Raw genomic sequence first — 15624 nt, 5'->3', positions numbered from 1 at the left:
ATATGGGCCGACCTGGGGAACGGATGCGATGAACACACGACACCTTCTCGACCCCGACGGAGGAGACGCCTTGCCAGCCACGACCGTCGCCGGCCGGTTCGGCTCGGCGCGAGAGGCCTCCTGCCCACGTAGAGGCCGCGGAGGTCACGCGGTACCGGAACGCGCCGGTCGGGCCCGGGCGAATCGATTCCCCGGGGGCCGCCCGAGTCGTCTCCCCTTCAGCACGCCGTCGCCGCGCCACGTGCCGGCCCGGGGGATGTTCGGCGGCCTGTCATGCGGTCCCGCGTTACTTGTCACGGAGAGGGGATGACGTTGAGGCAGGAGGCGAAGAGCCAGACTTTCGGTGTGGGTGACCGACTCGGCGCCGAGGAGGTGGCCGTCTACCGGTGGCTCGCCCTGCACCGGCAGTTCGACCTGTCCCGGATGGCCACGGAACTCGCGCTCGACGAACCCACGGTGACGCGCGCCGTCGACGCTCTCCTCCAGGTGGGCCTGCTCCAGCGGCACGCGGAGGACGACCAGGTGATGCGGGCGGTCGACCCGCACCTGGCCGCCGCCGTGGCCACCGCCCCGTTGGAGAGGGCCATCCGCGAGCAGCAGATCTCGCTGCGCGCTTTCCGTGACCAGTTCGCCCAGCTCTCCTCGCACTACGAGGAGGCGCAGCGTGCCGCCCCCGCGCCCCTCGACACCATCCCCGCTCTGACCGAGGTGCGGGTCGCCCTGGACCGGGCGGCCGAGCTGTGCCGAGAGGAGATGATCACCGTCCAGCCGGGCGGCACGCGGGCACCCGAAGTGCTCAAGGACGCGCTGGCCAGGGACGGCGAGATGCTCGCCCGCGGGGTGCGGATCCGGACCCTCTACCACCACACCGCGCGGTTCAACAGCCCCAGCCAGGCGTACGTCGCCATGGCCAGCGCCCTCGGAGCCGAGTACCGCACCGCCCACCAGCTCTTCGGCCGGATGATCGTGTTCGACCGTGAACTGGCCTTCCTGCCCGACCACAAGGGGACGTGGGGCGCGGTCGTCATCCGTGAACCGTCGGTCGTGCACTTCCTGTGCGAGCTGTTCGAGCAGGCGTGGACGGAGGCCCAGCCGTTCTCCGACGCGGCCACCGACGGACTGGAAGCCGTTGCCAAGGACCTCGACCGCACCATCCTGAGGCTTCTCGCAACCGGACGGAAGGACGAGACGATAGCCAGGCGCCTCGGCATGTCGCTGCGCACCACTCGGAAACACATCGCGGACATCATGCAGACCCTCGGGGCGGAGAGCCGCTTCCAGGCCGGGTTCGCGGTGGCCAGCAGAGGGCTGTTGGGCGACGACCCGGACGACGACGGCGCCGACCCGCAGGACGAGTAGTCCGGTCCCGCGAACAGGCTGACGGCAGAAGCCGCTCGATGGCCCGTCAGCCGTCAGCCCGTAAGACCGTCAGTTCGCCTCACCAAGGAGGAGTTCCATCAGGACCGTCGGCGTGTGGACGTCCAGCAGAGCGTAGGCGTGGTCGCGGGGCACGAAGAGTGTCCCGCCCGCGCGAAGGCGCAGATCCACGGTGCTCCCGGGAGTGCCGTCCGTGCGGGTGAGCCTGCATCGGCAGGCGCCTTCGAGCACGGTCACGGTGTACTCGACCGTGCTCGACGCCTGTTGTTCGCCGACCGACATGGAGTGCATGAACCGGAAGGACGGGCGGACCCGCAGCTCCAGCAGCGCGCCGAGCGCCGAGGCCAGCAGCAGCGGCTCCGTCTCCTCTCCCGGGGCCCCGGGCTCCTGCGCGCACTCGTCGGTCCGAGGCGGCGCCGCGTCGGAGGCGTACGGCCAGCGTTCCTGGTGGTAGGCGAGCCGCGCGATGCGCAGCAACTCCGGCAGCGTCTCGGAGTTCTCGGGCCACAGCAGTGCCGGTCCCCTGTCCCCGTTCGTCGCGACGCACAGCGCCAGCTCCTGGACAAAGGACTCGAGCGGCTTCACCAGCCGTCTGGGCTCAGGCACAGCTCTGACTCTCCGATCTCGCGTGGGCCCGATCCCTGGCGAGGGGCTTGTGGGCACCGTCGAGTCGGCTTCGTCTTCGTTCGCTTCCTCGGGGACCCGGATGTCCCGCTGCCGTCCGACGGCGGTGTGAGAGGCATTCTGGCGTTCGTGTCGCGAAACATGTAGTCACGTGTTCCCGCCACACAGGGGGCTGAGTGGGGGAAAGAGCCGGCGTCGCACGACCGCCGGGTGGGGCCGACGGCCGGTCTCTGTCCGTGACCGTCGGCCCCACCGGGCGGTTGCGCCCCACGCCTGAGGGGTTGTCGTCTAGTCCCGGTCCTGGCCCCGGTCCCTGTCCTGGCTCTCGGCCACGGCGATGGCGAGACGCAGCAGACTGACCCTGCTCCGGGCCCCCGACTTCTCCCGGATCCTGCGCAGATAGGTGTCGACGGTGTGCGGGCTCAGGTCCATTCGGCGGGCGATGGACGTGTAGGTGAGGCCGTCGGCGAGGTGTCGCAGGACCTCACGCTCGCGGACGCTCAGTGAGGCCAGAGCTTCGGCAGCTGTCGGCGGTCGGCGTGTGTCCATTCCGTTTTCCTCGTCGCAGGAGAACCCTGACGTGGGCCGGTCCGCCCCCGGCGGAAGGGCGGACCGGTCCGTTCCCGGGTGGTGCGGGGAACCTCCGCGCGGAAGGTCCTGCCGGGCGCGTGGAGCGCGCCGTGTGCTCGGCTCAGCCCCAGCCGCTGTCGTCCGTCGCCCTCGCCGTGCCCAGCTGGTCCAGCGCGACGGGCGGTTTCACACTGCCCCAGCCGCTGTCGCCGGCGACTACTACGGCGGCCGCGGACCGAAGGGTTGAGCTCTGCGCGCCGGATATGGCGCCGAGGGCGAGCAGCGCGACTGCGATCACTGTGGTGACGGGACGGCTGAGTTTCACAGTTACTCCTGTTTTGTTGCGATAAGTGCGGAGTTATCCGGTTGTGATCCCCGCTGCTTCAAGGTTCTCCAGTGCGCGACTCGCTGACCATGGGGGAAGGTGCTCACCAAACTGTCCGGCAGCAAAGACGAACGGGTAGCGAAAAGAGCGAAGCGGGAGAAACGGGTGTGAACAGTCTGTGCAGAGGGGCGCAGTTCGAAAGGACGCGAGCCCGGAGATGTGGACCCAGCGGGTCGCGGCGGTCCTGATCGGCGACCGGCGAGGGTGTCGAGCGCGTCCGGCGCGAGGCGTCACTGCTCGTGGGCGTGACCTCGGGCCGGATCCGGGTCAGGACCCGACGTCACCGGGTGCGGGGGCGGCGTGCGCCGGCGGTCTTCTCCAGCTCGCCGCGGTCCAGCTTGCCGCTGAGGGTGAGAGGCAGCGTGGGCAGCGGCAGGAACCTGGCGGGCACCATGTGGGTCGGCAAGAACGCCGCCAGCTCGGCGGGCAACCGCTCCGCGAGCGTGTCGTCGGCCTCGTCGCGGGGGACGAAGCATGCGACCAGCATGGGTTCCCCGCGCGGACTGGGCACCACCACCACGGCGCCGGAGGCCACCCCGGGGCATGCGAGGAGGCGGCTCTCGACCTCTCCCAGCTCGACCCGCATACCGCGCACCTTGACCTGGCCGTCGGCCCGGCCGAGGCAGCGCAGGGTGCCGTCGTCGTCCCGGACGGCGAGATCACCGGTCCGGTACCAGGTCCGGCCGTCGGCATCGCGGACGAATGCCCGCTCGGTCAGCTCGGGCTGCCCGAGATAACCGTCCGCGATCCCTCCGGCGAGAAGGATCTCCCCGGTCTCCCCGTCGGCCACCGGGCGCCCGTCGGCCCTCAGTTCGACGTCGACGTGCGGGAGGGCGCTGCCGATCGGGGTGCCCGGGGCGTCCCGCCGGGCCAGCGTGCGCGGGGTCAGCTCCTGCCAGGTCGCGTACACCGTGCCCTCCGTCGGGCCGTACAGGTTGTGGTAGGTCGCACCGGGGGAGAGCCCCAGATCGGCCCAGCGGGAGACCACCGTCAGTTCCACCGGCTCGCCCGCGAGCAGAACGCGGCGCAGTGCGGGGAAGGAGGTGCCGGTCCGCTCGGCGGCGTCGAGCAGATAGCGGAAGACGGTCGGCACCTGGCTCAGGACCGTCGCGCCCGCCTCGGTCAGCAGGGAGGCGAGACGACGTGGGTCCCGCAGCGCCTGCTCCGGCACCGTCAGCAGCCGCGCGCCGGTCACCAGCGGGGCCCATGACTCGGCCAGACTCACGTCGAAACAGGGCGACGTGGACTGGGCCCAGACCTCGTCGGCGCCGAGGCCGAGGGACGACACGAAGCCGAGGAGGAAGGCCGCCAGACTCCTGTGGGACATCACCACACCCTTCGGGCGGCCCGTGGAGCCCGAGGTGTGGATGACGTAGGCGGTACCGTCCGGCGCGGGCGATGCCGCCGGGTCCGCCGCCGGAGGGGTGCTCACGGTGAATCCCTCGTCGGGACCGGGCTCGACCACCGTGCGGGCCCCGGCGTCGGCGAGTACGAAGTCCTGGCGCGGTCGCGGATAGGAGGGGTCCACCGGCACATAGCCGCAGCCGTGCCGCCAGATGCCCAGCACCGCGGCGTAGACCCGCCATCCGCGCGGCATGCGCATACCCACGAGCTCGCCGGGCCGGACGCCCGCGTCCGCCAGCATCCGCCGTACCGTTTCAGCAGCCGCTCCCAGTTCGCCGTACGTGACGTCCCGGGAGGAGTCGGTGACGGCGATCCTCTCGGGATGGTCGGCGATGCTCTTCTCGACCCAGACGTCGACCCGGTCGCCCATGACGCCGAACCACCCTTCAGCTGTGTGACGTTCGTGGTGCGCCAGGCACCGTCGGCGGGACGCTAACCACTGAACGGATGCAGGTCAACACGTTCCGTGACTGTTCCGGATCGGTGCCCGGCATGAGGGGGGTGTCAGGGGGAAGACGTGCCGGCGCCGGGAGCTGGGGGATCGGTCGGGAAAGGGGTGGCGGGGTCGGCCCCGGGCCGCCCGGGCCGCCCGGGGCGGGGGGAGTCGCCGGAACCGGAAGAGAACGTCGGGTGCATCCGGACGCCCTGTCGGCGCACCCCGGGGGGAGGGGGCACGGGGAGGGTGCCGCGCGCCGAAACCCTGTCCGTGAAGCGGTACTTGTGGTGACACGAGGCTTTTCGTGCCCCCGTTACCTTGCTGCCATGCAGGTCGGTGAGGCGGGTGCGGCATGGCCCGCGCCGTCCGCCCCGGTGATCGTGGAGGGCCAGCAAGCCGTACACCCCACGGCAACGCACGCCGGGAACGTACCAGAGGCCGGAGACGCCCATGCCCCAGCACGAACTCTCGAAGCCGGACCACGAGGCCGCGCACGGACCGGTGTTCAAGGTGCTCGGCCCCTTGGAGGTGTGGGACGGGGATCGACGGGTCAACCCGGGCGGCGTGAGACAGCGTCACGTCCTCGCGACGCTGCTGATCTACGCGGACAGGGTCGTTCCCGTGAACCGCCTGATCCGCGCGGTCTGGGACGAGGAAGCGCCGGACACGGCGGGCAACCAGGTGCGCAAGATGATCTGGAACCTGCGCCGCAGGCTGCCCGACTCGGTGCGCATCCTCACCGAAGCGCCGGGCTACCGGCTCGTGCTGAGCGAGGGCCAGCTCGACGCCCGTACCTTCGAGACCCTGCTGGGCCGCGCCGGTACCGCCGTCACCGAGGGCCGCGCCGACGAGGCCGTCGAGCATCTCTCCAGTGCCCTGAAACTGTGGCGCGGCCGTGCGCTGAGCGGACTGAGCGGCGCCGTCGTCGGCTCCGGCGGCCGGGACCTCGACGAACGGCGCCTCATCGCCACCGAGCGGCTGGTCGACCTGCGGCTGCTGAACGGGGAGGCGCGGGCGCTGGTACCCGACCTGTATTCCCTGGTCAGTGCCCATCCTCTGCACGAGGGGCTGCGGGAGCGGCTCATGCTGGCCCTCTACCGGATCGGCCGACGCGCGGATGCTCTGCAGGTGATGGCCCAGGGCCGGGCAGAACTGGTGGAGCTGGGCATCGAGCCCGGCACTGGGCTCAGCCGCCTCCAGGAGCGCATCCTCAGGGACGATCCGGGCCTCATGCTTCCCGAACCCGAGCCTGAAGCCGGACCTGGCCCCGGACCCGGACCCGGGCCCGGGCCCGAAGCCGGCCCCGGCCCGGTACCCGGAACCGCGCCCCGGCCCGAGGACGAGCCCGACTGCGATCCCGCCCCCGCCCCCGTCCCCGCCTCCACGTGGACCGTGGACAGCACCGCGGGAAACGTCCCACCAGCCGCGGAGGTGACCGTGGCGACAGCCGCCGACCGGGGACAGGATCACGGCAGTCTGCCCTACGACCTCAAGGACTTCACCGGACGCCGCCGGGAACTGGACGCCATCCTCGCCCTCGGCGCCGCCGTCACCGACCGGGCCCCCACCATCGTGACCCTGACCGGCATGCCCGGTGTCGGCAAGACCGCGCTCGCCGTGCACGCCGCCCACCGCCTCTCCGCCGCCTTTCCCGACGGACGGATCCACCTGGACCTCCAGGGCCTCACCCCGCACAGCGGCCCTCCGACCCTGGCGGAGGCACTGCGGCACCTGCTGCTCACCCTGGGCACACCTGCCGGGGACGTCCCGGACGACCTCGACGGACGGTTGATCGCCTGGCGGCGGGCCGTGGCCGGACGGCGGGTGCTGATGATCCTCGACGGAGTGGTGGACACCGTGACCGTGCGCCCGCTGCTGCCCGGCACCGGCGGCTGTCTCGTCGTGGTGACCAGCCGCACCGTCATCGGCAATCTCGACGGTGCCGTCCCGATCCACCTGGGCCCGCTGTCCGAGGAGGAGGCCGTCGGCCTCCTCGGCAGCATCATCGGCACGCACCGGATCGGCGACGCCGGCGAGGCCCGCGACCTGGCGGCCGTCTGCGGGCGGCTCCCGCTCGCGCTGCGGATCATGGGTGCCCGGCTCAACAACCGCCGCGCCTGGAGTCTCGCCGAGGCCGTCCGGCGGCTGCGCCGCCACGACCTGAGGCTGCGCGAACTCACCCTCGCCGACCGCAGCGTGGCCACCGGGATCGGCCAGTGCTACCGCGGACTGAGCCCCGCCCAGCAACGCATGCTGCTTGCCCTGCGCGCGGCACCGTCCGGCAGCATCGACGAACGGACGGCCGCCCGGCTGGCGGGCGTCAGCGCCGCCGAGGCGGAGGATGCCCTCGAAGGACTCGTCGACGCCTGCCTGTTGCAGTCCCTTCCGCAGCCCGGCGGCTACGCCCTGCCCGAACTGGTCCGCAGCTTCGCCGTCCAGGAGTCGGCCACGCCCCGCCCCGGACCGGCCCCCGCGCAGACCCAGCTCCCGCCCCGGACCGGGCCCCGGCCGACGGAGGGCCGCGCGACCCCGCCCGGCAACCGGCCCAGGCCCGACGGCGCCCGCCGCCGCGGCACCGCCGCCCGGCGGTCCGCCGCCTGAGCCCTCGGTGCGGGTGCGGCATGTGCCACGGCCCTGGGAACGGGTGATCGCCGCGGACTCCGCCGGACCCGGCCCCTGGCGCGACGACCGGTTACGGTCTGGCGGTGCCGGCCGTCCGGACCGCGGTTCGCCTCGGCAGCGCGGTGCGCAGCGGCAGCAGAAGGAGACAGGCCCCCGCCATCCCGATGGCCCCGGCGAACAGTGCCGTCGGGGCCCCGGCGCGGTGGCCGAGCCAGCCGCCGGCCAGTCCGCCCAGCGGTGCCACGCCCAGGACGACCGTGCGAATCGAGGCATTGACCCGGCCGTACAGCTCCGCAGGGGTCAACGTGGTGCGCAGGGTGCGCTGCGTGACGTTGAAGACGATGACGAGGGCGCTCGTCACGAAGTGGGAGCCCGCCACCAGAGCGGGCACCGCCGGGGCGGGCGCGAGGACCGCGGCCGGTACCGCGAGGCCGGCGGCCCCGGCGAGGGCCAGCGTCGCGAACAGTGTCCTCGTCGTCCCCAGCCGCCGCGCCACACTGCCCGCCACCAGCGCGCCCGCGCAGGCACCGGCACCGGAGGCCGCGTACACCGTGCCGATCCAGGACGCCGGGAGAGTCAGGTCGTGGGTGAGGAACACGAGCAGCGGCGGTTCGCTCACGAACAGGAACAGGTTGAAGACGGTGGTCGCGAGGGTCACGGCCCGCAGCGGCCGGCTGCGCAGGACGAAGGCCGCGCCGATCCGCATCTCCTCCCGCAGGGCCGTCCGGGCCCGCTCAGGTGATCGTGCCGCGCCGTTCTCCTGCCGTGGTGCCTCCGGCCGTCGCGCACGCGCCGTTTCGGGAAGCCGGCGGGTGAACAGCGCGGACACCACGTAGGCCGCCGCGTTGCACAGCAGCGCCCACGGGCCGGTGAGCATCTGGACCGCCACGCCGCCGACCGAACTTCCCACGATGGTCGCCCCCGACGCCGTCAGCTCGAACCGGGCGTTGGCGCGGGCCAGGTCCTCGGGGGCGACCAGGGTGGGCAGGCAGGCGCTGTACCCGACGTCGGACACCGCCCCCTGAGCGCCGATCAGCAGGGCCAGCACTGCCAGCAGGGGCAGCGAGAGCATCCCGCACACCGCCGCGACGGGTACCGCGAGCAGCAGCGCGGCACGGACCAGATCGGCGCCGATGAGCAGGCGCCGCCGGGAGTGGCGGTCCACCCAGACTCCCGCGAACGGACTGACCAGAAGGTGCGGCAGGGTCCCGGCCGCGCTCAGCAGCCCCAGCTCCAGCGCGTCGGCGCGCAGGGTCACCGCCCCGACGAGGGGGAGCGCCACGACGGTGACGTTCGCGCCGAACTGAGAGGCGGTCTGCGCGGCCCACAGGTGTCCGAAGGCGGAACGGCGCAGGGGCGGGTTCATGAGCGGCCCGTCTCCTCGCCCAGGTCCGCGAGGACTCGCGGATGCCGGACCAGGCCCTGGTGGTCGGTGTCGACCTCCCGTAGGTCGACGTCGCCCGCCACACGGTCCCGCCAGCGCCGTACGTCCGCGTCGGAGACGTCCCGGCTGCGGTGGAAGAGCAGCGCGCCGTCGTACCGGGGCGGCCGGTACCGGCTCAGCGCCCGCAGGTGTGCCCGGAAGACCGCGAAGTCGGCGTCGGGCGCCTCACGCAGATGGCGTTCGCGCAGCTCGTCCTCCGAGGGCGGGCGCGCGCCCGGGTAGGCGCTGTCGAGGACCGCCAGCAGCGACACCTTCTCGCCCCTGGCGCGCAGGCGGACCGCCAGTTCGAAGGCGACCACCCCCCCGAAGGACCAACCACCCAGCCGATACGGGCCGTTGGGACGGACCCGCAGGATCTCCGCGAGGTGGACCTGCGCCACCTCCTCCACGGACCCCAGCGCGCGGGACATGCCGAGCGCGTGGACCGGGACTCCCGAGGCGGCCAGTTCGCGGTAGCACAGGATGGTCCCACCGACCGGATGCACCATGAACAGGGGATCGCGCTCAGCGGTCCGGCCGTCCAGCAGCGCGGCCTGGAGAGCCGGGGTCGAGTGGTTCAGGACCGCGCCCACCGGCAGTCGCTCACCGAACTCCTCCTGGAGCAGGCCGATCAGGCGCAGGGCCGCCAGCGAGTGGCCGCCCGCCATGAGGAAGTCGTCGTGCGCCCCGATCGGGCGACGGCGCAGGGCCCGCTCCCAGACGGCGGCCACCCGTGCCTCCGTGGGAGTCCTGGGCGCCGTCCACGTGGCGCGGTCCCTGTCCGGCCGGGGCAGCGCGGCATGGTCCAGCTTGCCGTGCCGGGTCAGGGGCATCCGGTCCAGCGGGACGACCACCGAGGGAACCTGGTGCTCGGGCAGCAGCGTCCGGGCGAAGCGGATCAGCTCGCCGGGCTCGACCGGCGCCCCCTCGGTCACGGGCGCCCCTGCGGCCACGGCGTCCGCCGCCTGTGGCCCGTCGCCGGACGACCAGGTCACGTACGCGACCAGGCGGTCACCGTCGGCCGTGACCGCGCAGTGGCGCACCGCGGGGTGCCGGGTCAGGGCCGCCTCCGTCTCGCCCGGCTCCACCCGGAAGCCCCGGATCTTGACCTGCCGGTCGGCGCGGCCCACGAACTCCAGTTCGCCGCCGGGCAGTCGGCGTACCAGGTCCCCGGTCCGGTAGACCCGGCGCGTGGTGCCGTCGGGCAGTTCGATCCGCGGGAAGGAGCGCGCGGTCGCCTCGGCGTCGCGGTGATAGCCGAGCGCGAGCTGGGCGCCTGCGATGTGGAGTTCGCCCGGTACCCCGAGGGGCACTTCCCGGCCGTGCCGGTCCAGGACGTGCAGATCGACGCCGTCGATCGGGTGGCCGATGGGCACGCCGTCCCCGCCTCCGGGGACGCAGCGCCACCAGGTGACCTCCACCGCGGCCTCGGTCGGACCGTAGAGGTTGAACAGCGCGGTGTCCGGCAGGGCGGCCAGGAAACGGTCCTGGAGCGGGCGCGGGAGGACTTCCCCGGTGCACAGCACGCGGGTGAGGCCCGCGCCGACGGCCGCGTCGGCCGCGTCGGGGTCATCGAGGAACGCGTCGAGCGCGGACGGCACGAAGAACGCGGCGGCGATCCGTTCCGCGCGCACGAGCCGGGACAGGGCGCCGGGGGTGCGGGGCGCCTCCGGTCCGGCCACGACCACTGTGCCGCCCGAGGTCAGCGGCCAGAACAGCTCCATCACCGCGACGTCGAACGTGTACGACGTCTGGTGCAGCACCCGTTCCCCGGGCGACAGCGCAAAGGCCTTCCGCAGCCACCGCAGCAGGTTGCACACGGCTCGGTGGGGCACGACGACCCCCTTGGGCTCGCCGGTCGAGCCGGAGGTGTGGATGAGGTAGGCGGGATCGTCCGGGGACACCGCCGGCAGCGTCACCGGGGTACCGCCGGGCCCGGCCTCCCCGTGCACCTCGGGTTCCGCCTCCAGAGCGCGAACGTCCGCCTCCGTCAACGTCAGGTGCAGACCCGCCCGTTCGGCGAGCGCGGCCCGTCGCAGAGGCGGGTCGCGCGGATCCAGCGGGACATGGGCGGCGCCCGCCTTGAGCACCGCGAGGACGGCGACCGCCTGGAGCGCGGACCGCTGGAGCACCAGCCCCACGAACCGCCCCGGACCACAGCCCCGGCGCACCAGCGCGGCGGCCAGCCGGTCCGAACGGGCTGCGAGCTCCCGGTAGGTCAGGACGTGTCCGTCCTGCCGCAACGCGGCCAGGTCGGGGGTGCGCCGGGCCTGGTCCGTGAAGAGCGCGTGCAGCAGGGCGGGCCCGCTCCGCCGCGCGCCGGCCCCGTCCCGGCGCCGGCCGGGGGAGCGTTCCGGCGGCGACAGCAGGACGGCGTCGGCGTACGGGGAGTCCGGCCGCCCGGTCATGGCGCGCAGGGCCGCCGTGTAGTAGCCGTGGGCGAGGGCGATCCGGTCTTCGGTGAAGCGGTCCGCGTCCCACCGGAGCCCCAGGCGCAGTGCGCCGTCGGCGCTGTCCAGCGAGAACTCCGCGCCGAACGGTATGTCCGCGTCGGCGGACCCCTCCTCCGCCACGATCTCGGGCGCGCCGGACGGCAGTTCACGCTCGACGTGGAAGTGGGTGAAGTTGAAGAACGTGGTGAACAGGGCCGGCCGTCCGGTCACCCGCATGATCTCCGCCATCGGGTAGTGGACGTGCGGCTGGATCCGCAGATCGGCCTCGGCGGTGGCCCGGACGAGATCCGCCCAGCTCCCGCCGGTCATGGCCAGGCGCAGCGGGAGGGTGTTGACGAACAGTCCGATGGCCCGGTCGCCGTCGGGCTCCGGAACCCGGCCCGGGCAGACCGTGCCGCTGACCACGTCGTCCGTGCCCGACAGCAGGGCCATGACCCGCAGATGGGCCGCGAGGAGCACGGTGCGCACCGGCACGCCGAGGCCGCGCGCGAGGCGGGTGACGCCCTGGGAGAGGTCCGCGGTCACGGGCCGTTCCAGATAGCGCATCGTGGTCCCGCCGCGGGCGGAACGCCGGCCGGGCAGTTCCGTCAGCGTCATGCCCGCCAGCTCCCGGCTCCAGAAGTCCCGCGGCGCCGGGTCGTCGAGCGCGGCCCGCTCCAGGGCGACGTAGGAGCGGAACCGGGCCGTGGGCGGCGGGCGTACGCCGGTCCGGGCGTACCGGGCGAGGAGTTCCACGAGGAGGGAGCGTTCGCTCCAGCCGTCCATGACGGCGTGGTGCTCGGTGACGAACAGCCGGGTCAGGTCGTCGGTGAGCCGCTGGAGGTGGAAGCGGACCAGGGGCGGCCTCGACGGGTCGAACGGGGTGGTGCGTTCGGCCTCGAACCGCGTCGCCGAGCGCTCCTGCAGGTCGGGCAGGCCGCGCAGGTCCTCCACGGTCAACGGCACCGGCACGCGCGCGTGGACGAGTTGGACGGGCTCGGTGAACCCGGTCGGCTCGAACGAGGTGCGCAGCAGTTCGTGGCTCTCCGTCAGGCCCGCGACGGCCTCCCGCCAGGCGTCCGCGTCGAACCCGCCGCGCAGGGTGTACGCCTTGACGTTGTGGTAGAGCCCCGAGCGCTCGCTGTGGAAGAACATCCCGGCCTGGAGCCGGGTCATCGGATAGGCGTCCGTGATCCCGGCGCCGATCCGGGCCCGGTCCTCGGCGGGGAGCAGGGCGAACGGCTCGTGCGGTTCCGGTCCGGTCGGTGGCGCGCAGACGGCGACGGCCGCCAGCTCCCGGACCGTCTGATGCCGCAGCAGGTCGGCCACGTCGACGTGCAGCCCCGCGTCCCGGGCGCGGGAGACGATCCGGACGGTGCGCAGGGAGTCCCCGCCCAGCGCGAAGTAGTTGTCGTCGACCCCGACCACGGGCCGCTCCAGCACGTCGCGCCAGATCGCGGCGAGCGTCGTCTCGGCCGCGGTCGCGGGTTCCACGTGGGGGCCCACGGCCTGCTCCACGGGACTGGGCAGCGCGGACCGGTCGACCTTCCCGTTGGCGTTCAGCGGCAACCGGTCGAGCACCACCAGTTGGGCCGGGACGAGATGGTCGGGGAGCCGCTCGCGCAGTCGGCGCCGCAGGACGTCGGGGCGGACCCGGGCGCGGGCGCCGGCGGCGGAGCCGGGCACGACGTACCCGACGAGCCGGCCGTCGTGGTGGGCGACGTACGCCTCCCGTACCCCGTCCAGTGCCGCGAGCGCCGCCCGCACCTCGCCCGGTTCGACCCGGAACCCGCGGATCTTGACCTGGTCGTCGATCCGCCCGTGGTACTCCAGCTCCCCGTCGGGCAGCGTGCGCACCAGGTCGCCGGTGCGGTACCTGCGGCCCTCCGGCCCCGCCACGAACCGCTCAGCGGTCGGCCCCGGCAGACCGAGGTAGCCGTCGGCCAGTCCGGCGCCCTCCAGCCACAGTTCGCCCACGACACCGCGCGGCACCGGGCGGCCCCGGTGGTCCAGGACATGGGCGCGCAGGTCCGGCAGGGTGACCCCGATGGGGCTGCCGGCACGGGTCAGGTCGGCCGCGGTCATCCGGCGGCACGTGGCGTGCACGGTGGTCTCCGTGATGCCGTACATGTTCATCACCTGGGGGCTGTCGTCGCCGTGCCGGGCGAACCAGCCGCGCAGCACGGCCGGGTCGAGCGCCTCCCCGCCCAGGACCACACGGCGCAGCGCCAGTCCGTGCGGCGCGTCCGCGTCATACCGGATGAACTGCGCGAACGCGGACGGCGTCTGGCTGAACACGGTGACCCGCTCGCGGCGGAGCAGCGCGTGGAGGCGTGCGGGCGACCGGGTGGTGTCCGGGTCCACGACGACCAGCCGCCCGCCGTGCAGCAGCGCACCCCACAGCTCCCACACCGAGTAGTCGAAGGCGTGGCTGTGGAACAGCGACCACACGTCGTCCTCGCCGAAGCCGAACCACCGGTCGGTCGCGGAGAACAGCCGCACGATGTTGCGGTGCGGCACCAGGGTGCCCTTGGGGGTGCCCGTCGACCCGGACGTGTGGATGACGTAGGCCAGATCGTCCGGGGTCACCCCGGTGTCCGGCACGGTGTCCGGGTGCCGGGCGAGCGAGGGGTCGGTCACGGCGACGCTCTGTCCGGCGAATCCGGGCAGAGCGCTGTCGGTGACGAGGACGCGGAGGCCCGCGTCGGCCGCCAGGCGCCGCAGGCGGGCCGGCGGGTGGGCCGGGTCCAGCGGCAGGTACGCACCGCCCGCCTTGAGTACCCCCAGCAGTCCCACGACCAGTTCGACGGACCGCGACACGTGCAGACCCACCGGCGTCCCCGGACCCACCCCGTGCGCGCGCAGCCGATGCGCCAGCCGGTTCGCCCGGCTCTCCAACTCGCCGTACGTCAGCGCGCGGTCGCCTGCGACGACGGCGACCGCCTCCGGACGCCGGTCGGCCTGCTCGGCGAACACCTCGTGGGCGCACCGCGTCACCACGGGCTCGTGCCGGGCGGGTGCGGGGGGCGCCGGAACGACCTCCACCCGGGACAGCGGGACGTCGGGGTGCTCCGCGACCTCCCGCAGCACCCGCGCGTAGTGCTCGGCGAACTGCCGTGCCGTCGCCTCGTCCAGGGTGTCGCCCCGGTACTCCAGGGTGCAGCGCACCCCTCGTCCCTCGTCCAGGACATCCAGAAGCAGCGGGAACTTGGCCTCCGTGACGGGTACGTCGACCTCTTCGACATGCAGTCCGGGCCGCGGGGTCCGGGGCGGCTCGCTGTAGCGCAGGGTGAACGCCGCCCGCACCAGCGGGGCACCGTCCACGCCCCGCTCCGGGCGGACGGCCGCCACGACCTCGTCGAACGGCAGCCGCTGGTGCTCCAGCGCGGCGAACAGCTCGTCGCGCACCGCGACGCTCAGGGCGCGGAAGTCGCGGTCCGTGCCGACGTCGGCCCGCAGGGCGACGGTGTTGGCCAGCAGCCCCACCGTCCGGTCGAAGCGCGCGTCGGTCCGGCCGGCCACGACCGTGCCGATCACCACGTCGTCGACCCCGGTGTACCGGCCGAGCAGGATCGCGTAGGCGGTCAGCAGCACCCCGAACAGGGTGGTGTCCGACGCGGCCGCGAGCACGCGCAGCCGCTCGACCACCTCGGCGGGCGGAGCGAAGACGTGGCTGCCGCTCGGCGCGCCCCGCGTCAGGGGCGGCGGAAAGGAGAGCGCCGGCGGCCCGTCGCCCAGCCTGTCCCGCCAGTACGTCCGTTCCCGATCGGCCTCCGCTCCCCGCAGGAACATGTCCTGGTCGGCGGTGAACACGCGGTACGGCACCGCGGGCGGCGCCTGCGCGGCGAACAGTTCCGCCAGCAGCAGCCCCACCGACCAGCCGTCGCTGACGATGTGGTGCATGCACAGCAGGAGCCGCCACCGCCGGGGGCCCGTGCGCAGCAGCCGGACCCGGAACAGGGGACCGGCCGCCAGGTCGAAGGGGCGGTCGCGCTCGGTGTCCGTCCAGCGGCGCACCGCGTCGTCCGGGAGCGACTCCCGCGCGGTCCCCGGCGGTTCGTCGTACCGCCAGTCGACGGCCGCGCCCTCGTCCACGACCTGGGTGAGCCGTCCGTCCCGGAGGGCGAACCGGGTCCGCAGCGCCTCGTGGCGGTCCACCAGGCGCTGCGCGGCGGCGGCCAGTTCGTCCGGCCGCAGGTCACCGCTGATCAGGCGGGCCACCGGCAGGTGGTGGACGGCCGAGGGACCGGCCGCGGCCTCCAGGTAGTACATCCGTTGCTGGGCGCTGGACGCCGGAAGTTCCATGGTGGTCTCCGCTGGGGAAGTCGAGCGAGAAGGTCGTGTGCGGTGC

The 15624-nt window shown here is 73.5% G+C and carries 8 protein-coding genes; 2 read left to right on the top strand and 6 right to left on the bottom strand.

The genetic code is table 11. The features are described from left to right. Window positions 1–306 precede the first annotated feature (306 nt). Entirely contained in the window at window positions 307–1359 is a 1053-nt protein-coding gene (locus AB0472_RS18870; RefSeq protein WP_366357584.1) for a helix-turn-helix transcriptional regulator, read from the top strand. Between the two features lie 69 nt (window positions 1360–1428). Here AB0472_RS18870 and AB0472_RS18865 read toward each other — a convergent pair whose 3' ends face one another. From AB0472_RS18865 to AB0472_RS18850, 4 genes are all read right to left on the bottom strand, one after another. Then, a complete protein-coding gene (locus tag AB0472_RS18865) occupies window positions 1429–1983 on the bottom strand; it encodes a hypothetical protein (RefSeq protein ID WP_366357583.1) in 555 nt (184 codons plus the stop codon). A 306-nt stretch (window positions 1984–2289) separates the two neighbouring features. Continuing rightward, window positions 2290–2550, bottom strand: coding sequence for a helix-turn-helix transcriptional regulator (locus AB0472_RS18860; protein ID WP_366357582.1), 261 nt, complete (start codon window positions 2548–2550; stop codon window positions 2290–2292). 142 nt (window positions 2551–2692) lie between these two features. Further along, window positions 2693–2896, bottom strand: a complete 204-nt coding sequence (locus tag AB0472_RS18855; RefSeq protein ID WP_366357581.1) for a hypothetical protein — start codon at window positions 2894–2896, stop codon at window positions 2693–2695. A gap of 340 nt (window positions 2897–3236) precedes the next feature. Further along, a complete protein-coding gene (locus AB0472_RS18850) occupies window positions 3237–4730 on the bottom strand; it encodes an amino acid adenylation domain-containing protein (protein WP_366357580.1) in 1494 nt (497 codons plus the stop codon). A gap of 516 nt (window positions 4731–5246) precedes the next feature. Here AB0472_RS18850 and AB0472_RS18845 point away from each other — a divergent pair. After that, on the top strand, window positions 5247–7397 hold the full coding sequence (locus AB0472_RS18845) for a BTAD domain-containing putative transcriptional regulator (protein ID WP_366357579.1): 2151 nt from the start codon (window positions 5247–5249) through the stop codon (window positions 7395–7397). A gap of 91 nt (window positions 7398–7488) precedes the next feature. On the opposite strand, the gene AB0472_RS18840 is transcribed toward AB0472_RS18845, so the two are convergent. Both AB0472_RS18840 and AB0472_RS18835 read right to left on the bottom strand, forming a co-directional pair. Beyond that, a complete protein-coding gene (locus tag AB0472_RS18840; RefSeq protein WP_366357578.1) occupies window positions 7489–8784 on the bottom strand; it encodes an MFS transporter in 1296 nt (431 codons plus the stop codon). Further along, window positions 8781–15578, bottom strand: coding sequence for an amino acid adenylation domain-containing protein (locus tag AB0472_RS18835; RefSeq protein ID WP_366357577.1), 6798 nt, complete (start codon window positions 15576–15578; stop codon window positions 8781–8783). The genes AB0472_RS18840 and AB0472_RS18835 overlap by 4 nt, the downstream gene beginning before the upstream one ends. Window positions 15579–15624 lie beyond the last annotated feature (46 nt).

The organism is Streptomyces sp. NPDC086777, assembly GCF_040702065.1.
Taxonomy (GTDB): domain Bacteria; phylum Actinomycetota; class Actinomycetes; order Streptomycetales; family Streptomycetaceae; genus Streptomyces.
This window is presented reverse-complemented; position numbering and strand designations above follow the sequence as displayed.